The organism is Pseudomonas sp. LBUM1652 (assembly GCF_059716105.1).
In genome coordinates, this window is sequence record NZ_CP166804.1 from 2,363,848 (window position 1) to 2,382,344 (window position 18,497).

32 protein-coding genes are annotated in these 18,497 nt (G+C 56.0%); 17 read left to right on the plus strand and 15 right to left on the minus strand.

What is annotated here, in order from left to right:
• Positions 1-26: 26 nt before the first annotated feature.
• The gene (locus ACA069_RS10660; RefSeq protein WP_497617389.1) at positions 27-539 is read left to right on the plus strand and encodes a hypothetical protein; all 513 of its coding nucleotides are present in this window, start codon (positions 27-29) and stop codon (positions 537-539) included.
• On the opposite strand, the gene ACA069_RS10665 is transcribed toward ACA069_RS10660, so the two are convergent.
• A complete protein-coding gene (locus ACA069_RS10665) occupies positions 540-941 on the minus strand; it encodes a hypothetical protein (protein ID WP_497617391.1) in 402 nt (133 codons plus the stop codon).
• Between the two features lie 109 nt (positions 942-1,050).
• Between ACA069_RS10665 and ACA069_RS10670 the strand changes: the two genes are divergently transcribed.
• Positions 1,051-1,263: a hypothetical protein gene (locus ACA069_RS10670; RefSeq protein WP_497617393.1), complete on the plus strand. Its 213-nt coding sequence runs from the start codon at positions 1,051-1,053 to the stop codon at positions 1,261-1,263.
• On the opposite strand, the gene ACA069_RS10675 is transcribed toward ACA069_RS10670, so the two are convergent.
• The 8 genes from ACA069_RS10675 to ACA069_RS10710 all read right to left on the minus strand — a co-directional run bounded on the left by ACA069_RS10675 (position 1,264) and on the right by ACA069_RS10710 (position 5,809).
• The gene (locus ACA069_RS10675) at positions 1,264-1,578 is read right to left on the minus strand and encodes a hypothetical protein (protein WP_497617394.1); all 315 of its coding nucleotides are present in this window, start codon (positions 1,576-1,578) and stop codon (positions 1,264-1,266) included.
• A gap of 75 nt (positions 1,579-1,653) precedes the next feature.
• Positions 1,654-2,118: a hypothetical protein gene (locus tag ACA069_RS10680; protein ID WP_497617396.1), complete on the minus strand. Its 465-nt coding sequence runs from the start codon at positions 2,116-2,118 to the stop codon at positions 1,654-1,656.
• Entirely contained in the window at positions 2,115-2,357 is a 243-nt protein-coding gene (locus tag ACA069_RS10685) for a hypothetical protein (RefSeq protein WP_497617398.1), read from the minus strand. Before ACA069_RS10685 ends, ACA069_RS10680 begins: the two co-directional genes overlap by 4 nt.
• A complete protein-coding gene (locus tag ACA069_RS10690) occupies positions 2,354-3,982 on the minus strand; it encodes a YqaJ viral recombinase family protein (protein WP_497617400.1) in 1,629 nt (542 codons plus the stop codon). Before ACA069_RS10690 ends, ACA069_RS10685 begins: the two co-directional genes overlap by 4 nt.
• The gene (locus tag ACA069_RS10695) at positions 3,979-4,869 is read right to left on the minus strand and encodes a RecT family recombinase (protein ID WP_497617402.1); all 891 of its coding nucleotides are present in this window, start codon (positions 4,867-4,869) and stop codon (positions 3,979-3,981) included. The genes ACA069_RS10690 and ACA069_RS10695 overlap by 4 nt, the downstream gene beginning before the upstream one ends.
• A gap of 156 nt (positions 4,870-5,025) precedes the next feature.
• Positions 5,026-5,220, minus strand: a complete 195-nt coding sequence (locus ACA069_RS10700; RefSeq protein WP_497617403.1) for a hypothetical protein — start codon at positions 5,218-5,220, stop codon at positions 5,026-5,028.
• The gene (locus ACA069_RS10705) at positions 5,217-5,408 is read right to left on the minus strand and encodes a hypothetical protein (RefSeq protein ID WP_497617405.1); all 192 of its coding nucleotides are present in this window, start codon (positions 5,406-5,408) and stop codon (positions 5,217-5,219) included. Before ACA069_RS10705 ends, ACA069_RS10700 begins: the two co-directional genes overlap by 4 nt.
• Positions 5,405-5,809, minus strand: coding sequence for a hypothetical protein (locus tag ACA069_RS10710; protein ID WP_497617407.1), 405 nt, complete (start codon positions 5,807-5,809; stop codon positions 5,405-5,407). Before ACA069_RS10710 ends, ACA069_RS10705 begins: the two co-directional genes overlap by 4 nt.
• A gap of 194 nt (positions 5,810-6,003) precedes the next feature.
• On the opposite strand from ACA069_RS10710, the gene ACA069_RS10715 reads away from it, so the two are divergent.
• Complete coding sequence (locus ACA069_RS10715) at positions 6,004-6,351, plus strand: hypothetical protein (RefSeq protein WP_497617409.1); 348 nt, start codon at positions 6,004-6,006, stop codon at positions 6,349-6,351.
• 521 nt (positions 6,352-6,872) lie between these two features.
• Here the strand turns inward: ACA069_RS10715 and ACA069_RS10720 are convergent.
• From ACA069_RS10720 to ACA069_RS10730, 3 genes are read right to left on the minus strand one after another with little or no spacing between them, the layout of a single operon-like run.
• Complete coding sequence (locus tag ACA069_RS10720; RefSeq protein ID WP_497617410.1) at positions 6,873-7,172, minus strand: hypothetical protein; 300 nt, start codon at positions 7,170-7,172, stop codon at positions 6,873-6,875.
• Positions 7,169-7,453, minus strand: coding sequence for a hypothetical protein (locus ACA069_RS10725; RefSeq protein WP_497617411.1), 285 nt, complete (start codon positions 7,451-7,453; stop codon positions 7,169-7,171). Before ACA069_RS10725 ends, ACA069_RS10720 begins: the two co-directional genes overlap by 4 nt.
• 46 nt (positions 7,454-7,499) lie before the next feature.
• Positions 7,500-7,934 carry a superinfection immunity protein gene (locus tag ACA069_RS10730; protein WP_497617413.1) on the minus strand — a complete coding sequence of 145 codons (435 nt, stop codon included), beginning with the start codon at positions 7,932-7,934 and terminating at the stop codon, positions 7,500-7,502.
• A 91-nt stretch (positions 7,935-8,025) separates the two neighbouring features.
• On the opposite strand from ACA069_RS10730, the gene ACA069_RS10735 reads away from it, so the two are divergent.
• Positions 8,026-8,721, plus strand: a complete 696-nt coding sequence (locus ACA069_RS10735) for a hypothetical protein (protein WP_497617415.1) — start codon at positions 8,026-8,028, stop codon at positions 8,719-8,721.
• A 54-nt stretch (positions 8,722-8,775) separates the two neighbouring features.
• Here the strand turns inward: ACA069_RS10735 and ACA069_RS10740 are convergent, their stop codons facing one another.
• On the minus strand, positions 8,776-9,720 hold the full coding sequence (locus ACA069_RS10740) for an LAPAL motif-containing putative phage structural protein (RefSeq protein ID WP_497617416.1): 945 nt from the start codon (positions 9,718-9,720) through the stop codon (positions 8,776-8,778).
• Positions 9,721-9,912: 192 nt separating this feature from the next.
• Positions 9,913-10,701 carry an XRE family transcriptional regulator gene (locus ACA069_RS10745; RefSeq protein ID WP_497618216.1) on the minus strand — a complete coding sequence of 263 codons (789 nt, stop codon included), beginning with the start codon at positions 10,699-10,701 and terminating at the stop codon, positions 9,913-9,915.
• 116 nt (positions 10,702-10,817) lie between these two features.
• Between ACA069_RS10745 and ACA069_RS10750 the strand changes: the two genes are divergently transcribed.
• From ACA069_RS10750 to ACA069_RS10810, 13 genes are all read left to right on the plus strand, one after another.
• On the plus strand, positions 10,818-11,021 hold the full coding sequence (locus ACA069_RS10750; RefSeq protein WP_025110113.1) for a Cro/CI family transcriptional regulator: 204 nt from the start codon (positions 10,818-10,820) through the stop codon (positions 11,019-11,021).
• Between the two features lie 81 nt (positions 11,022-11,102).
• A complete protein-coding gene (locus ACA069_RS10755) occupies positions 11,103-11,525 on the plus strand; it encodes a phage regulatory CII family protein (protein ID WP_497617418.1) in 423 nt (140 codons plus the stop codon).
• A gap of 157 nt (positions 11,526-11,682) precedes the next feature.
• Positions 11,683-12,534, plus strand: a complete 852-nt coding sequence (locus ACA069_RS10760) for a BRO-N domain-containing protein (protein WP_497617420.1) — start codon at positions 11,683-11,685, stop codon at positions 12,532-12,534.
• Between the two features lies 1 nt (position 12,535).
• The gene (locus ACA069_RS10765; protein ID WP_497617422.1) at positions 12,536-13,507 is read left to right on the plus strand and encodes a phage replication protein; all 972 of its coding nucleotides are present in this window, start codon (positions 12,536-12,538) and stop codon (positions 13,505-13,507) included.
• The gene (locus ACA069_RS10770; protein WP_497617423.1) at positions 13,494-14,291 is read left to right on the plus strand and encodes a hypothetical protein; all 798 of its coding nucleotides are present in this window, start codon (positions 13,494-13,496) and stop codon (positions 14,289-14,291) included. The genes ACA069_RS10765 and ACA069_RS10770 overlap by 14 nt, the downstream gene beginning before the upstream one ends.
• Positions 14,288-14,515 (plus strand): hypothetical protein, encoded by a 228-nt coding sequence (locus tag ACA069_RS10775; protein ID WP_497617425.1) that lies wholly within the window; start codon positions 14,288-14,290, stop codon positions 14,513-14,515. Before ACA069_RS10770 ends, ACA069_RS10775 begins: the two co-directional genes overlap by 4 nt.
• Complete coding sequence (locus tag ACA069_RS10780) at positions 14,508-14,978, plus strand: hypothetical protein (protein ID WP_497617426.1); 471 nt, start codon at positions 14,508-14,510, stop codon at positions 14,976-14,978. The genes ACA069_RS10775 and ACA069_RS10780 overlap by 8 nt, the downstream gene beginning before the upstream one ends.
• A complete protein-coding gene (locus tag ACA069_RS10785; RefSeq protein WP_497617427.1) occupies positions 14,975-15,580 on the plus strand; it encodes a recombination protein NinG in 606 nt (201 codons plus the stop codon). Before ACA069_RS10780 ends, ACA069_RS10785 begins: the two co-directional genes overlap by 4 nt.
• A complete protein-coding gene (locus tag ACA069_RS10790; RefSeq protein ID WP_497617428.1) occupies positions 15,577-16,254 on the plus strand; it encodes a hypothetical protein in 678 nt (225 codons plus the stop codon). Before ACA069_RS10785 ends, ACA069_RS10790 begins: the two co-directional genes overlap by 4 nt.
• 123 nt (positions 16,255-16,377) lie before the next feature.
• Positions 16,378-16,737 carry a hypothetical protein gene (locus tag ACA069_RS10795; RefSeq protein ID WP_497617429.1) on the plus strand — a complete coding sequence of 120 codons (360 nt, stop codon included), beginning with the start codon at positions 16,378-16,380 and terminating at the stop codon, positions 16,735-16,737.
• 76 nt (positions 16,738-16,813) lie between these two features.
• Entirely contained in the window at positions 16,814-16,978 is a 165-nt protein-coding gene (locus ACA069_RS10800; protein WP_497617431.1) for a hypothetical protein, read from the plus strand.
• Positions 16,979-17,267: 289 nt separating this feature from the next.
• Complete coding sequence (locus ACA069_RS10805; RefSeq protein WP_497617433.1) at positions 17,268-17,525, plus strand: hypothetical protein; 258 nt, start codon at positions 17,268-17,270, stop codon at positions 17,523-17,525.
• A 72-nt stretch (positions 17,526-17,597) separates the two neighbouring features.
• Positions 17,598-17,930 carry a phage holin, lambda family gene (locus ACA069_RS10810; protein ID WP_064116711.1) on the plus strand — a complete coding sequence of 111 codons (333 nt, stop codon included), beginning with the start codon at positions 17,598-17,600 and terminating at the stop codon, positions 17,928-17,930.
• A 49-nt stretch (positions 17,931-17,979) separates the two neighbouring features.
• Here the strand turns inward: ACA069_RS10810 and ACA069_RS10815 are convergent, their stop codons facing one another.
• Positions 17,980-18,429, minus strand: a complete 450-nt coding sequence (locus ACA069_RS10815) for a hypothetical protein (protein WP_497617435.1) — start codon at positions 18,427-18,429, stop codon at positions 17,980-17,982.
• Between the last annotated feature and the right edge of the window lie 68 nt (positions 18,430-18,497).

The window sequence follows — 18,497 nt, forward strand, 5'->3', positions numbered from 1 at the left end:
GCATTGAGTCGGATCAAGGAGAAGTAATGTCTTCGTTTCTACTTACTATTTTGGTTGCCGCAGCTGGCGCATATTTCGCGGTATTCAAAACAAAGCAAGAAAAACTATGGTTAGAGCGCTACGAGAAAACCAGCGGTGCGCTGCTACGAGCGAATCTCATTACTAGGTTCCTAATTAGTGAGGTGCACGGCGAGTATCAACTCCACGGCTTGACCCAACATGAAAAGCAATCGCTCGATGCTCATTGGCCGATAGCTCGATATGAGCTGTCGCAGGACATAGTGCGACTGCAGCTGCTTTTCACCGATCGTGATCTGGACGACGTCCACTCTGCTTGGAGCGCTCTTCAGATGGACCTTTTCTTTCTTATTGAAGAGTCATCCGAACATGATCGCCCTGAATACATATCCAAGGCTCTTCCTAAATCCGAATGGCTTGAGCGGGCCCTGATTGAATTAGCACAGCGCAAATGCGTCGAGAACATCTTTCACACATGGATAAGAAACGTGAAGCCGCAGGTGCGAAAAGATAAGCCTTAATCAAGCGCGTCGAACTTTGAAATTCAGCATCGCCTTGATGCTGTGGCAGTAATCTTGAAGCCGCTCGTAGGCCTTGTATTTGGCCTGACTTCGAGTGGCTGCCCAAACTCTTACCAGATCTTCGCGGGCCTCCCGGCTCCAGTCGAGATCGTCCCAATCATGCTCGAACGGCAGGACCAACCACTCTTTCAGCGGTAACGTCTCGGCCATTTCGCAGTATTGCATTTCGTAGGTTGGGTGGTAGTTGCTGATCCGCTTCTTCTGATCTTCGTCCAGCACCACGCCGATGTAGTGGCCGCGATCGGCCAGGATCACACCGGGCTTTCCGTAGGCGATGACGCGGCGACCGATTTCGGCAGGCACCTGATAGTGCTGCCGGACGTACGCGCAGTTGTGGTCCATGGATTATCTCCAGTCAGGCGCCGCCCTCCGTGACCGGTGGTGGCAATTTGGTTTGGGGTGGGGTATTACGGGTGACCGGTATTAGGCCGGTTACCACGGAGATTCTGTTATGGATGAGTCAGCACGCTTGGCCGCTCTCGAGCATCTTGTCATTGCCCTTATCAAGGAAAACAGCCTTAGGTCTGGTCATCCTCCCGCTTCGGTTTTCCATGTTGCCGCAGGCTCTATTATGGGAAGTAATGGCCCTGGAGGACCAAAAGAGAAAACGGCGGCTATGCAGGCTCTCGAGAATATTCAGCTAACTGCAGGCTTCCAAGTCTGATCACTCCTCGATCGCTATCCGCATAGACTCTCGCTGATAGGCGAGCTTCAATTTCCGCGACACGTTTTCAGGTATCACGTATTCGTGTCGCGGCGGCGGCTCAAGCAGTGGAAGAGCGCCGCCCGGTCCAAGGCCGTGCAGGTGATGAATCATCAGGGTGATCGCCTCGCCCTGTTTCTCGATGCCGCTCCAGGCCATCAGCTCAGCAAGTGCTTGGCGAGTGCCGGGCAGGCAGTGCAGCCTGATCTCTTCTTCGCCGCGGCTCTTCCTCTTCGCCGCGGCTTTCTCTGAGCGTTCCGCGTTGCTCTTGGCCATGGCCTACCTCTTCTATTCCGCTGGCCGGCAAGTCCAGCCAGGTCTGTCGTTTGCGTTGTTGGGGTCTGGAACGTCTCACGCTGCGATCTTCACCTGACGCCAAGCGCCGGCGGCGTAGAACAGCTTCGCGGCTTGAGCTTCGTCCATCGATATCTCGTCCGGAATGGCGATCCAGCCTGACGCGACCATATGGGTCGGGTTGCAGCTGTTGCGCAGCTCCAGGTAGTAATGCTCGATCGCATCGGTCAGGCGCTCGACCTTGTAAATCCCCTCAGGCGAGATCTCCACCGACTTGATGTACTCGGCGCCGCGCTCGTCGCGACACATGGCACCGATATAGATCGTCCACCGGTAGGAGAAATCAAAGATCGCGTTGACGATCGCCAGACTGCGGATCTGCCGGCAGCTCTTCCAGTTCGCCATGATCTGGCTGCCGCTGGGGTCGATGTTCACCACTGCGACGTGGTTGGTGCGCAGCAGCGCCCGACAACTGCGCTCTGCCCGGGCGAAACCGTTGTTGGGTTTGCGTTTCGACTTCATAGCGATTCGGCCATTTTGCGAAGAGCCTTTCGGTCGGCGGCCGATATCGGCTTCGGGCGCCGCTTGAGGACCGTTTCAGGGTCTACCCAGTCCCGCCGCGCAGGCCTGGGCTCCATCCGAACCGGCGACAGCTCTTTGAAGGTGCCGCCGGGCCGCGTCCAGAAATCAGCCATCGCAGCGGCGATTTCATCCGACTTAGTTTGTTTTGCTCGAACTGCGTTGAGGTTGAGGCTGATCATGCCGCCACCTTGACCAACTTGACGCCGGCCATGCTGAACTTGGCGCCTTGAGCGGCGACCATCGTGTCGAGCGCTTCCCAGTCCACCGTCAGCACCGAAATAGGGGCTTGGCCATAGGCGACAGCTTTGATCAGCGACTCCAGATCGAACACTTCGGCCTGCAAGTTCACCGGCGTTGCGGTAGTGGTCGCTGGCTTCGCGGCAGACTGAATTGGCGCAGCGGGTTTCACCGGTGCGGGGCTGGCAACTGGTGCAGGCTCGACCGGCGCGTTGGCTTTCGCCTCGTCGGCGATTCGCTGCAGCTCCTCCTGACGGATCTGCGCGCGCTGTTCTTCGGCTTTCTGCTCCTCGGCCTTCTGATGCTCAGAAATGCGCACCTTGATCAGCGCGACCAGGTCGTCGTTCGCTTTCATCACCAACTGCTGCACATCGTTGAACAGGAACCGGTAGTCGGCGGCGAGTTCGTCCAGGCTGGCCAAGTTGCTCCGGATGCTGTCGCCGATTTGGCTGGCAGCGATTTTCGCCCGGGCCAGTTCAGAGTCGGCGGAGTCGCGCAGACTGCTGATCGTCTTCTTGCCTTTGATGGCTCCGGCGAAATCCGCTGGTACCGCAGGCATCCGGGCTTTGCCACCAAGCGAAGTGTTGATCTGGTCGATGTGCGTCTGAAGCGCCTTGGCTGCGGTCATGACGATATCTTCGCGGATGCTCACCTTGCGAGCCTTCACCAGCTTGTCGAGCATCAGGCGCTTGGCACGCGCCTCGCCGCTGATTTCGTCGATGGTACGGAACAGCGCGTCGATGCTTTCGGTTTGGCTCAGCGCATGCTGCTTTGCAGCTTCCAGACGCTCCTCTACATCGCTGCACCATTTGACCGCTTTCTCGGCGTCGGCGAAGTGCTGATCGGTTTCCAGCTCGGTGTTGATCGAGCCGAAGACAGCCAGCGAGTGGGCTTTGAACTGCTCCAGGTTGCTGGCGGTGACCATGCCGGTTACTTCGATGCGCAAGGCTGGCAAGGACTCCGGTGTTTTTCCAACGGCTTCCGGCGCCGCTTCAGCAGGGGTGAAGTCCTGCAAATCGGCTTGGAACTGTTTCCAGCCGGCGACGAGCGTTTCGGCGCGGCCCGGTACCGGCGCGTATTCCATCGAAACGAAATTTTCTTCAGTGCCGTCGGAGCAGACGAAGATCACCTTCTCGGCGTCGCTCACCAGCAACTGCTGTTCGAGCTGCCAGTAGTAGTGCGGATCGAGGCTGCCGGCGCGAACGTCAGCAGCGAGCTGCTCATTCCACATCTTGTGTTCGAAAAGCACATCGCCAAGGATCGTGCAGCCGTCGAGCGATGCGAGTAGATCACCTTCGGTGCCGACCACGGGAAACAGATCCTCTCCGATTCGTGCTTCGAGGATCGGTCGAGCGAGCGCCTCCGCTTCGTGCCCCTTGTCGAACAGGTTTTTCTGCACCCACCACGATACGTCCCGATCAAGGCCAGTCTTTTTCGCGTGCAGCAGTTCGGTGCGCTTCATCTGCTTCGAGGCTCCCATCATTGCTGGCGCCTCTGATGCAGTGAAGTAGTTGGCGCGGAGCGCATGCCAGGCTTCGGAGCCCTGAGCGACATTGTGGATTTTCATTCTTTATCTCCTTCAATTGGCGCGAGCGCTTTGATCTTGGCGATCTGCTCTTCGCTCAGGGTGAATTTGCTACTGACGGTTGCGATCAGGTGATCAGGGGCAGAACGGCCGGCGTCGACAGCGATTTGCCATTTCGGCAGGTTTTCGGCGAGCTTCTCGTCGGGGTAGGGCGGAAGCTCAGTTGGTACCGCGCCGCGCGCCGGTGATACGTCGCGAATGGTTGGCGCGGATTCTTCGAGTTCATCTGGGCTGTACACGCCGAGGATCACGTCCGGGCAATAGAGGCGCGACCAGCGCTTGGTGGCGAGGTACGCCAGTTGCTGGCGAGGGTCGTCAGCCCAGAGCGTGCTGTTTCGAGTGCGAGCCTGGGCAAGCAGCAACTCAAGGACTCGCGGCTCTTCTTCGCCGCGGAAGGTCGCCCAGACCTTCACGCCCAAACCTTGCTCGTCCTCAAGCTTCCAGCCTGGCTGGCGGTATTGTTTGCCTTCGCTATTGGTCTTGATGTCGAACTGGCCGATCACCTTTTCCCAGGCACCGAACCACTCGTAGTGCAGGCGATCCACCACCGGTGCGCAGGTAGTGATCACTGCATTCACCAGCTGTGCCTCGTAGCCCAGCACGCCGTTCACCAAATGCGTTTTCTGCGCCACGGCGAACGGATTCATTTTCCACTGCATTGATTGCATGACGACCGCCAGACAATCCGCCGGGTTGCCATTGAAGTGTTTCGGCAGCGTGGCGCGGCCGGTGGCCATGACTTCTGCCAGACGCATCATCTTGTCCAAGCTGTCACCATCCAGAACCAAAGCGCTGGTGCTGGTTGCGGCGTGAGGAAGGACGTGAAGGTTTCGGTCGTGCGCCACCGGCGCCACGCTTTGAGCGGACATGACTGTTCCTTGCCGCGCGCTGCGCAGCGATTGAATGCATTGTTTATTGGGTGATTCGGTCAGCGAGGGCGCTGAGCAGCATCAGGAAGGTGAAAACGCCGAGGGAAGATAAGGCGCCGCGCCAGATGATCAGGCGGCGCGCCCATTGGCGAGCGGTCACGGCCGAACCTTCACGGCAATGCGCCCGCCCTTCATCGTTGGTGCCAGGCGCTGAGGAAGACTGGCAACCAGATCCTCGCGTTTGCGCCCGATGACCTCGTTGAAGGGAAGACCGAAGCCGAGCAGGGCGATCTTGTGTTCGATGTCCTCGAGCTGCTCGTCGATCAGCGATTTAACCGGCGCCGTACTCATGTGTCCTCCTTGCGCCGCTGACAGGTGTCACGCAGGCGTTTGCAGTAGTGGTTGAACTCATCGGTGGTGATCGCGCCGTCGGTGAAGAGGCGGGTGATCAGGCCCTGCACCAGCAGGCTGATGTCTTCTTCGCCGGCGGGAGCCGACACACCATCAAGGGCCTGGTCGATCAGGATGTGAGGGCTCAAAACCCGCACTCCCGTTCCACGCGATCGCTTTCGCGCTTGGCGTCTCGGTATTCGTTGGCGTGCACCGCGACCAGGTCGCCGGCCAGCGATCGGATAATTTTCGGATCACCGCCGACAGCCTCCACGGCCCAAGTGTGCAAAATCCCATCCTCACCGCGCCTGATCAGCTCAATCAAAATCTTCTCTATGTATCGATCAGGATCTGGGCTCGCGGCCATGTAATCCGTCAGCGCCTCCGGCAGGTGGTCTGCGTTGACCAGTACCTTGCTTCGTCCAACTGGGTTCGGCGCTTCGACGTGGTGCCGAGAAAGCAGATCGTCGACCGACTCGGTCAGCCATTCCTGACCTGCCTCCATGTCGAGAAAGTCGTCTTCCGGGATGGGCTTGCGTAGAGCTGACATGGTCGCCTCCAGATTGGCGGGGTGTTGATCCAACAAAACTCACAATGCACTCATCCGCTCCGCTGGTTGCCGTTGGGCTGGGAGGTGAGTGCATTCGGGTGGTGTCGGCAGCGGGGAGGGGGTAAAGAAATGATGGGACTAGGCCGATAGTCTTGCGTCGGCATTGATGCCAAACATGAAATCTGGAGTATGAAATGCCGTTGGAAAGATCGCGTATAGGCGTGTTCGCCGCGCTTATCGGCAGCACTTTTGCGTCGACCGCACAGGCTGCCAGCGAACATGAGATGGCCGTCGGTGGTGCAGCTCTCTACCAAGTCTGCGCACAGAAGCATCCAGAAAAGGAGCTTTCTTTAGAGCAATACATATCGCTACATCCACACATGTCGACTCAATTAGCAAACGACATTAGGGAATTCTCCTCGCAGCCAAAACACAAAGCAGAACTTGAGGATACTGTTCTGCGCATGCGGACCGAGGCCACCCAAGATTTACTTGAAGTCGTATGTGATAGCTATTACCGAGATGCAAAGGAACGGGAGTAGTCCGCAGTTTCATCCGCATCGGGGTGTAATCTGGCCGGGGCTCAACCGGCATTCGGCGGAAGGGGTAGCCCTATAGGCGACCGGTTGGCTCATCCGCTGCTCGAGACTTAGCCTCAGATCACACTCCGATGCGCTCTCACAGAGAGGATCGGGCAGTTAACGACAGGCTGTCGTGGCGCCTTTTTTTACAGGGGCAGGCTCCCTGTTTCCTCGCTTTCCACAGTCGAGGGAAATAGGTAGGATCTTGGAACCACAGTTGAGACAAGGAATACGTTGATGGCTGAATTTATGGTGCGAGTTGAGCTGCTCAAGGCTGATTGGGAGGATTACGATGAACTTCACGCAGGCATGGAATTGTTGGGCCTCAAGAAGACTGTCGTATTTTCGGACGGGAGCATTCGAAAGCTGCCAATCGGAACCTATTTCGGAACGAGTAGCCTTGAGATTACCGATCTTCGCGAGAGAATCAGGACTCTTGCAACTCCGCTTTCAGCGCACGGCGGCCCTTGGATTTTCGTATCTCAGTCCGAAAATTGGTCGGCCTGGCTTCCAACAGCCTGATCTTTTCCCCCTCCGGAGAAGGGCTTGCCTTTAGGCATTTCGTCCGCCCAATGCTTCAAATGCCCCATCGCGATTGAGAAAGCCTCATCAAAGCAGATGCTCTCGTCAGTCGCGATCTCCTGAACAATTTCCGTTACCCGTTTTATCTGGACGTCGTTCATCGACTTACTCCGGTTGTTTTCCCAATGCGCCCGGCCAACCAGGCGCATTAGTGAAACTTTCCGTGTCCCTTCGGCGCTGCTGGCGCGGTACGGGCTCATTCAAATTGTTCCTCCAGCCGCGGGCCTTTCGGCTTGTTCTCCCGCTGGATAACTGCTTTCGACGTTTTACGCTGCACGCCCGGGTCAGTTGCCAACCCTCTGAACCGTTTAGGCCGGTTCATCGCTGCCTTTGAATCTGGGCCGGTGGTGATTCGGCAAGGTGAAACGGAGGATCTAAAGAGCGGCGCGGCTTTCGCTGCTGGGCCTGAGTTGCCTGGCTTGCGAATAAAAGTAGCAGCGCTGATATTAAAAGTAAATAGCGCTGCTAATAAAATTTCCACGGTCGTAAAAAAGCCCGCACTTGGCGGGCTTCACAGGGTGCTTAAGCTACTCACACCGTTTACTGCTCCAAATCAAAGCCGCAATATCTGCATTTCTTGGCTGCGGCCTTGATGGTTCCAGCGCAGAAAGGGCAGTCTTTTGTTTCGGGCATGCGTTCTGGTTCGCGATGAGTCGACTCCGGAAACCACTTGCTCTCGCGAACTCGATTGGCGTGGGCCTGTTTAAAGCCCATATGAACGCAACAAGCCAACCAATAAACGTCCAGCCGGCCAGCAGGTTCAGCGCGAAGATTGCGGTGGCTTTCGGATGTTCGCCAAGCGCACAACCGTGAAAGATGGTGATGACTGGCGGAAGTTGGTGGAGGAGGCGACTGCTTTCTATGCGCATTCGGTAGAAGGGTTGGAGGGCGGGACGGAGGGTGGAAACGAAGCGTGATTGGGGAAGGGGAGGCCAATTCCTAGAATGTGGCGAGCGACACATGTTGGGCTATGCTCTGCGAGTGATCTCGAACTGCTATTGATGCAGGCGAGAACCCACCACCTAAGCTCGATTGTTTATTAGGAAGATAGACATGAAAAAAATAATTCCCCTACTCGTCGTTTTAACTCTGTCTGGTTGTGCTTCTTCGGTTGTGGTTCCTGGGAAAATAGATCGCGATCCACCCGATTATGTGTCAATTGATCCGAGACGAACTGACTGGGTGCAGATGGATACCTCAACAGGCGTTAAAAAGGTTTATTGGTCAACACTAAGCAATGAGCAGGTCAATATAAGTCTTCCACTAGAAAGATCTTTTGTCTCTATTGTCAGAAAAGACACAGAGGGCAGTGTTGGTTTCGCGACTGCCAAGTTCTCAGGCTCTGCAGGCAGTTATGATGTGGTTTTAGATTATGCTAAATACAGGGATGAAGTTATCGAGACTGTTGGAGACACACCGTGTCGTGTTGGGGTAGGTGTGAGGGTCCTTGCGCATGTGACAACAACTAAATCCAATATAGATCTTGGAAATATTTTCGCAATTGCAGTGGCTGCTAAGGCTGGTTACTTGAGTGGCCGAATAGAGGTTATTAAGATTGGTATAGATTCACCGCAGTTAAACTTTGTCTTGCCGCCACCAACAGATATTAATGATGCGTCATTGCAAAGTGCACTGCAGGCAGTTAGCGCTGTCAGGGCTCGTCTTTATGATGCCAATACTAAGCTTACGCCACATGTACTGGCCGTCCAATTCAAACCGATAAATGAAAGTGCAGTTAAAAAGCTTTGATAGACTAGAGTCCCGTTCAGCAAAAACGCCCGGCGCTGGGCCGGGCCTTAACTTCTAGTCAGCTTCTCGCTGGAAGTTCATTGGCAATTGAGCCATTGCCTTTCGATGCTCGAGGACTTTTATGACTGTGTAATCTGTTTTAAACTGCTCGCCGGACAAGGACTGAACTCTGCGAAGACGAACCTTTAAGATATCGCCTTTTGTGAAGCTCGTAGCACTAGCCGCCACTTGAGAAATAAATGCTTCGTCAAGCATGTCGGCATAGAAAACGCTTGCTCCGTCATTGAAACGCCACTTATTCCCTTCCTGAAAAGAAATACTCACAATTTGAAGGTTCACATCGAACTCATCATCAGAAAGCGATTCAGATTCCGGTTCGGGCGTCTTGAAATAAGGCCTCTCAGCCTTTGTTATCTCAATAAATCTGTCAGTCTGCTTCAAATTGGTAACTGCGAATGTGTCAATACCATCAGCCTCAAGTGGCTTGAGCACACCTTCCAGCGCCTGGCGAACACGAAATTGGCGGTATAATGCTAGGACTTTCTCCTCGGTTTCAAGTGCCCCGTCATCCATAACTACTCGAACCCTGCCGTTATCCAGCAGTACCACCTGATTGATCCTACGACCCCGAATTTTCTTGATCAGCCAGAGCAATCCGGCACCACCAGCGATCGCATTTCCAGCGTTGTCTTGGATGAGACCAATCCATTCCAGAAGCTCTTTCGCGTTAGCAACCGATTCGTTGGAAAAAAGGTTGTGGGCATGCTGAAGGAGCGATTGAATCACTTCAAGTTCAATGCCAAAACATCCGGTCTTGAAAGTGGCTTTAACCTGAACAGCCACTTGAGCCCGGCCATCGTTGATGACGGAGTTGGCCTCCTCAAGTAGGGTGCCTAGGGCTAGGAGAGCTGGTGCAAGTTCGCGCACGTCCATCTCGCTGTTAGCGAGGGCCGGGCCATCGTAGAGAACGTTGAAGGATGCTTTACTCATGTCGTCCATTGTTGCTTCCGTGCGTGATTCTGTCTATTTGTGCGTACGGTTGCCTGTCTGAAACCGACCAAGCATCAGGTGAAGGAAGCTCGGCATCTCGTCACGATAATTTCGTCAATATGTTCAGCGGTCAATTTTGCGATTTTTTTGCCAAATCACGACAGCCGTGAGTGTCAATTGATGGCAAATGCGAGATCACGGCTACCGAGAATACATTGCCCACCAGAACACATGTCCCAAAATCGATATCTGCTGCTCCTGGATCTGCTGGAACGTGTAGTCCTCGTCCGGATGCTCATCACGATTGAAGCTGCGAAGGCGAATTCCGATCGGAATGCGGTAAACCTGTTTCACACGCAGCTGCCCGTTATGGTTAATGGCGTACATCTCGCCGTCGACAATGTCGCTCAGGGAGTTTTTCCCAACGTTCACGCCAACCGTAGCACCATCGCGCAGCACGGGCACCATGCTGTTGCCGCCTACCTTGACGCACTTCGCGTTGCTGAACTGAACGCCGTTGTGGCGCAGATCCTTCTTGTTGAAGCGCAGTCGCGAGTTTGCGTTTTCTTCAATCGCAAACCTGCCAGATCCAGCCGCCAGCTCTACTTCGTGAAGGAAGGGGACGTAGACCTCGTCGTCATCGAGTGGGGTTTCGTCGTCCCAAGTTTCGATGGTGCCAAGTTTTACGCTTGGCTGTATGCGGTCTTGCTGCACGCTGGCGACGGTGGATAACAGTCGAGAGCTGACCTCGCTTGCATCAAAGTTGAGCGCCTTAGCGAGCTTCAGCAGCGCTTCCACATTTAATGGCACCTTCCCGGTGGCGTATTGGCTGAATGCACTTTGCCCAGACCATCCACACGCTTCAGCAACGTCCGCCTGCGTCAGGCTGCGCCCGGCAGCTTTTGCAGCTAATTTTCGCTGTTCGTAGATAGCTTTGAGCCTGGCGCTCTCGGCGACTTCTTCGGGGGTGAGGGGGCGACGTATTTTCATACGTACAAGAGTATTAGCAGAGCTGATATCCAAGCAAACAGCGCTGCTAGTATTTTGTTGCTGATAAAAAGCAGCGCTGCTACTATCCATGGCAGATATCAAGCCGTGGAAATTCCATGAAAAAGATCCCTTTGAGCAAATACCTAGAAGAGCACGGCACTCAAGCCGCGCTTGCTGCTGCTCTCGGCGTGAACCAGAGCGCGATCTCGCAAATGGTTCGAGCCGGCAGAAGCATTGAAATCACCCTTTATGACGACGGCCGGATTGAGGCGAACGAGATTCGCCCGATCCCTGCGCGCCCTAAACGCACAGCAGCTTGAAACATTCATTGCTGACTGCCTGAACAAATGATCGCCCACGCACTGGCAGGGCGCCACGGAAACAAATTTGAGGTTTTACGAATGGAAGATTTTCTGCGGGCCTGCCAGAGCGCTGTGCTGGACAACGAAGCCAAGACCCTTGCTGCAAAGATGGGCGTTCCTCACGTTGGACTGCTTCAGCGCGCCAATCCGGACAACGACGCACACCACCTGACTGTGGAGCATTTGTTCGGGATTCTGTTGCACACCGGCGACATACGACCTCTGACAGCACTGGCAAACGAGTTTGGTTTCGAGCTCGTTGCGAAAGCCGCGCCGGAACCTCAGGCACTCACCAAGTCGCTGATCAATGTCGGGAAAGAAGTGGCGGATCTGACCATCGCGGTTCACCAGGCGCTCGACGACGACCACGTCAGCGGCTTCGAAAAATCCATGATCCGCCAAGAGATCAACCACGTTCGGCAAAGCTTGGATGTGATGGACGCCTCGGTTAAGGCCGCCTGAGGAGTTTGCGCATGCGCAATCTTTATTCCGGCTGTCGCGCAAAAAATCGAAAAAAAAGGGGCCATCAACAGCACTGTTGAAGAAATGGAACAAATAACAGACACAAAAAAGCCGACGGGCAATGTCGGCTGATTCGCAAAACTAGAGAGGCCCGATTATGCACAGCCAGCCAAATTCCAGCAATACCCCGAACAATGTCGCGACACGTTTTAACAAATCGCAAAACGTGTCGCGTACCACCTCAGTAATTCCTTTCGACTTCGATGGTGGCGCCATCCGCGTCATAACCGACGAGCTCGGCGACCCGTGGTTCGTCGCCCGTGATGTTGCCGATGCGCTCGGTTATGCCAAGCCAGAGAACGCGATCTCCCGTCACTGCAAGGCCGCGACCACTACCCCGAAACAGGGTGGTGGTTTCATGACCGTAATTCCTGAGCGCGATGTCTATCGTCTGGTGATGCGCTCTAAGCTGGTCGGCGCCGAACGTTTCGAGGAATGGGTGGTTGGTGAGGTTCTGCCTAGCATCCGCAAGACCGGGAAGTTCGACGCCGCCAGCCCAAGCAGTTCAAAGGTTGTCGGGGAACTCGCGCTCATGGAGTGTTACACGCGCCTGCTCAAGCCTTCACCATCCAGCCAAGTGATGATGCTGGCGAAGATCGCCACCAATAACGGTCTGGAGTCGAGCTTTCTGCCGGGTTACGCGATCGATGCCGCGCCAGATGCCACTGGCGGCAGCTCGATGCCGACGAAGGCGGTCACCGCGTTGATCAAGGAAAACGGCATCGCTTGCACAACGCGGGCGTTCAACCTTGCTCTTGAAGCCCACGGTTTCCTCAAGCAGCTCCAGCGCAAAAACTCCAAGCAGGAAATGGTCGACTTCTGGTCGGTGACTGACAAGGGCCTGGCCTACGGCAAGAACCTCACCAGTCCTCAATGCCCCCGCGAAACACAGCCTCATTGGTACGTGGATCGTTTCCCTGAATTGGCCAAACTGGTCGGGAAGGCCTGATATGCAATTCACCGTCACGATCAATCAGGTGAAGGCGCTGGAGTGGGGGCTGAACTCTCAGCAGGCTCTGCTGTTCGCCTTCGTCTACGGCTGCCCGAGCTGGACCAAGCCAATCAAGACTGACGACGGGATCTTCTTCGCGCTGAGCAAGGCCAAGATCATCGAGGAGCTGCCGCTGCTCACTGACAAGCCAGACACTGCTTACCGCATGCTGAAGGCCCTGGAAGAAGCAGGTTTGATTGAGCTTTCTAGCACTTCGAACATCACGCTGTTCCGCCTGACAGAGAAGGCGATCGAGTGGAACCAGAAGCTCGACGGGTCGGAAAAATATCCGACCCCACCAAAGAACGAAGGTCGGAAAAAAATCCGATCTACCCCTGAAAAAAATCCGATCAAGGTCGGAGAAAAATCCGAGCAAGGGTCGGAAAAATCTCCGACAAATCAGGATACCAATCATCAGGGTACCAATCAGGATACCAGTCAGGACTTGCAAAGCAGCCCGGACAAGCCGGCCCGCAATCTGGTTCTGGTGGTTGATCGCACCGATGCGCCACGGGTTGAGATTCCCGCTGACATGCCGGGCCCCAAAGACCAGTCCTGCAAAACCTTCAAGGTCTGGGCGAACTACGCAATGGCCTACCGCAAGCGCTACACCACTTGGCCGGTGTGGAACGCCAAGGTCGGCGGCCAGCTTGGTCAACTGGTCGACCGCCTCGGTGCCGATGTCGCTCACCACGTCGCTGCTCACTTCCTGAAAACCGCCGATGCCGCCGTGCTGCGGAAGTGCCACAGCCTCAACGAACTGTTGGCCAACGCCGAGAGCTACCACACCCAGTGGGTGACCGGTCAGCGCATCAACGGGACAACTGCCCGCCAGATGGAGCGGACCGAAGCGAACGTCTCCGCCGCTGAACAAGCCGCGCAAATGGTTTTGGCCAAGCGCCAAGCGGGAGAGCGCAATGAATACCTCTGAGATGAACGATCAACAGGTTGCCGGGCTGGCTGCTGCGATCTGCGCCACCGCCGAGGCCATGGGGCAGGAAATGAACCCGGGCACTGCGGCGATGATGGCCGAAGACCTCTGCGCTTACTCGGTGCCCGCCGTGAAAGCCGCGCTGAAGGCCTGCCGCTTCGAGGTGAAGGGCAAGCTGGCGATGGCCGACATCCTCCAGCGAGTGCAGGCAGCTGACGGCAGACCAGGTAAAGACGAAGCATGGGCGATCGCCATGACCACGAACGACGAGTTCGAAACCGTGGTGCTGACCGACGAAATTCAACTCGCTCTGGCCGCTGCAAAACCTGTCCTCGATGCCGGCGACAAGGTCGGTGCGCGCATGGCGTTCAACAGCGCTTACGAGCGTTTGGTGGGTCAGGCTCGGGAGGACAACAAACACGTCAATTGGCACGTGTCGGTCGGCTTCGACGCCAACCGCCGCACGCAGGCGATTACTAAGGCTGTGCAAATGCAGCGCATCCCACAGGAACGCGGGCAGCTTTACCTGGCCGACTTGAGTGTCGCACCGATTACTGAAGACGGCCGTGCCGTCGTTGCGCTGCTCACCGGTGATGTAACCCGACCTTCGCCAAAACTGCGCGAGAAGCTCGCCGCGGTGAAGGATTCGATGCTCGCCATGCGCCAAGCATCGGCCGAGGAAAAAACAGAACTGCGAATTCTGGCAGCCAATGAGCTGGCGGATCGCCGGGCGCTGCTGATTCAGCAGGCCGAACAATTGGAAGCAAGGAGTGCGGCTCAATGAGCATCGATAAACAAAAACTCCAGAAGCTGCTGTGGGCCGAAGCCGCGTCATTCCGTGCCGACTGCGCAGACTGGAAGCGCAACACTGAGGCGCTGCAGGACTTTCTCGGTGAGAAGACAGTGGAGGAGGTGGCGCTGGAGCTGTTGGCCGAGAACGAACGACTGACACAGCAACTCGGTGAACTGATCGACGGATTGCCCAACAAGGTGGCCGCCCATGGCTGACAAAATCTCCGTGAACTGTCAGGCAAAACTCTCCGAGGCCATCACGAAGCTCAGCGCCATGTATCGCGACAAGAAGTTCGTAGTGGTGTCGCTGCGCCCAGGGAAGGATCGCACGCTCGACCAGAACCGGTTGTGGTTCGCGATGTACAAACGCATCGCGGAGATGACCCAGATTGGCGACGAGGCCGACGCCCGCCGTTACTGCAAGTTGCACGTCGGCGTGCAGATCCTGCTGAACGAGGACGCCGGGTTTCAGGCTGAGTGGTACCGGGTGATGCGCCATCTTCCTTACGCGACAAAGCTGGAAATGATGGGGGGCTGCCATTTGTTCGGCCCGGACGGTTTCCCGGTGACCAGTCTTTTCAATCGAGCCCAGGGCGGGGCGTACACCGACCGCATCGTCGCACGCTTCGCTCCGCAGGGCGTGTACTTCGATGATCTGCTGAGCCAGGAGGCTGCATGACGATTGAACGGAAGCAGCCCAAACCGAAGAAATGCCGTGTTGCCACCTGCAGGGCCTCATTCGTCCCTGCGCGGCTGGGTCAGGCTGTGTGCAGTCCAGCCTGCGCGCTGAAGGACGCACATCGGAATGAGCAGAAGGCGAAGAAGGCCATCGATCAGCGGAACCGCCGCGAGATCGAGGTCCGTAAGCAGAAGCTGAAGACCAGGGCGGATCACCTGCGCGAAGCCCAGGCCGCGGTGAACGAGTACGTCCGCCTGCGTGATGCGCACCTTCCGTGCATCAGCTGCGACTCGATGCCGAACGACGACGACCTCATGACCGGCAGCCGCTGGGACGCCGGGCATTACCGATCCGTCGGAGCATGTCCGGAGCTGCGCTTCGAGCCGCTGAACATTCACCGCCAGTGCGTGAAGTGCAATCGCAACCTGTCCGGCAACGCGGTGGAGTACCGCATCCGACTGGTGCTGCGCATCGGCGCCGAGAAGGTGGCATGGCTTGAAGGGCCTCATCCGGCCTGCAAGCACACCGTCGAAGAAATCAAAACCATCAAGGCCGAATACCGGGCCAAGACCCGAGAACTGAAAAAGGGGCAGGCAGCATGAAATTGATCAACGCACGTCAAGCGTGGACAGACGCACAGCATGAGTCGAACGCCTCAATCAGTGCGGCAGCGGCTGACCGGGCAAAATCCGCGACTGTCGTCCGGAAGGAAAAGGCCGCGCTTCGAGAGATCATCTTTGCCGCACAGGGCGAGGATAAGGAAGAACGCATCATGGCTGTGCGCCAGAAGATCCACATTGCCGAGACGCGCCGAACTCCTATTGGCCGTTCGACACATCGAGCCGCCCATCTGGTGACAATGGGGAAGGTGCAGAAGGCAATCGAGTCGCTGCCATTTCAGGTGCAGCAGCTAGGGCACTACCTCTACCACCCGTGCATGACCGTCGTGCACATGCTCAACGCCGAGAAGCTGATCTGGTCGGATACAGACTTCGGTGCGCTCACCGATGCCAAGGCGGCGAAGGTGCATTGCCTGATCACCGTTGCGCTCCAGTCCTACAAGTCTGAAGCAAACGGTGGCGATGCTTGGGGGCCGGCTCGAGTGTCTGACGCCATGATGAAGCTGTACGGGATCGCTATCCAGCCCAAGCACTGGGATCGCGACTGGCTCGACATCTGGAATTTCCTGCGGAATGCTATCGAGGAAGTGGATATTCAAGCTCAGGAGCCAGTTTGGCAGGTTATTCACGCAGAAAAATCAGAGGATGCGGCATAAAAGTGTTGCCATGGTGGGGAATTTGATGTACTTTTCCCACACTGCGCAACTTACCTCCAGCGCACGACCACTTCGAAACCCGGCCACCGCGCCGGGTTTTGTGTTTTTGGTCTCGGTGTTGGTATGCTCCTTGCGCTGCCAGATGGCAGTCGAACAACCGTCGAGGAGCGACCTTTGAGAAGAAGCAAAGCAGCGGTTCAGTTGATTCTGCAAAAAATTGGTGCGCTTCCAATGCAGGGCGAGGTGCTTGCATCAACTATTGCCCAAGAATACAGCAAGCCATATACGCCAGAGGCTAGAGAGTCCTATTTCGCAGAAGCGATGTATGCAGCAGAGCTTTTGGTTAAAAACCGATATGTAGAGGCGCTTGGGGCCGCGGCGGTCAAAGGGACCGGGATTTACTACACTGACTATCTTTTTACCGAACTTACTTGGCTTGGCCATGATGAGCTTGATCGAATCGATCCGACTCAAACCAGTTAGAAATTTGTAGTTCGCCTGAAACCCGGCCTTCGTGTCGGGTTTTTATTGCCTCAAATTCAACCTTCCGGAGGTGCGCATGAAGCTGCAAGCCAAAAACAATCTCCTGGAGCGCGCCAGAACTGCTTGGGAGGCGGTCGCACGCCAAGTTGGCGAGACCGACTTCTCGCGCCATCCGCGCACCGGTGAGTATCTGCACCCCGGTGTCGTCATGGGTTGGCGCATCCATAAAAAGAATCTGTAGTTTCACCTGTAGCCAGAGCTGCCCTCGGGAATGCCTGGACGTCGATAGCCGGATAGTGCGACTTACGGAATCAACGCCGGCAGCCCGCGCACCCTGACCTCAAACTAGCTTTCGGGGTGGCGCGAGACTGGATCAGCGAGATCGATACAAAGGGGCGTCGACGTTGAGAAGGCCTTTGGCCGACAGCTCGGAAAGACGAGCGCACCTATTCAGGGCCTCTGCACTTGCAGGGGCTTTTTCGTTCTTGTCTCTGATAGAGTGGCACTTTGTCATCGCGGATGGGAATCTTATGTCGAAGTACCACATCAATGAAGGTCGTGGCTCCAGAACCGGCCAGAAACTCTATCAGGTGTTCATCGGCGGGAAGACCATTGGCAATCCGCATCCATCCCGAGAACAAGCCGAGGGCTATATCAAGCTTCTTGAGCAGCGTGATGCGGAAGCTGAGGCCGAGCGCCAGAGGGAAGCCGAGGTTGGGCTCCATCAGGAGGCTGAGGCGGAGAGGCAGCGGAAGAAAAGCAGATCAGGTCCGTCCTTCGGGATGTGACAATCCCACACCAAGAGCCCGGCTTTTTGCCGGGCTTTTTTATTCCTGACTCCCTGACGGGGAGGAACTGAGATGTCAAACATGCCAGACAAACCAGACACATGGGCGATAGCGCTTGCGTGGTTGAGCCAGCATTCGCCAATCCTCTATGCGGCTGCGCTGTCCTGCGCGATGGCCGTCTTGCGGATCACTTACGGTGGCGGCACTCGTCGCCAGATGCTGGTGGAAGGCGCCATCTGCGGCGGCCTGACCCTGACCATCATCAGCGGCCTAGACTTTTTCGGCCTACCACAGAGCATGGCCACTTTCGCTGGCGGCTGGGTTGGCTTCTTGGGTGTCGAAAAGATCCGCAACATCGCGGATCGGGTGACTGACTTCAAGCTTCCGACCCGCAAGGCGGAGTAAGTCGCGACACGTTTCGCGAGTAAGCAAATTGTGTCGCGACGCATTAAGGCTATTTTCTAGAAGCGAAGCACGCTTGTAGAGATTGCTGATGCAGACGCACCGACTCGCTCAGTTCTGCTCTGCGCCTGTCTGAGAACCCTTCAGAGTCAGCTCTCGCTAGAGTTGCTTCAGTAATGTAAAGAGTCATGCTTATAGAATTACACTGATCGTTTTGGATAGCGGTAAGCTTCTCCTGAGTGGATGCAAGTAGTTTGTCTCGTTGCGCGACAGCCTCTCGCCATTCAGCGAGCAATCCATTCAATTTGTCGTTGTTTTTTTGCAACTCTGAGGTGCGATTTTTCTCCGTGTCTAAAGAGCTTCGGAGCTGCCCGTAATCGACTCCACCCATCACAAGGGCGGTCAATCCACTCCCCACCAATGCCGCTATCGGTACAGCGACAGCTAAATTCGAAATTACTGACCAGAACTTACTTTGTGGTTGCTGCTGTTGGACTGCCATTTCCTTCCTTGCTCAAATCAGCCACCAAGGGCTCGGGTTAAAAGTTGTAAAAAATTGGTGCAGAAGTG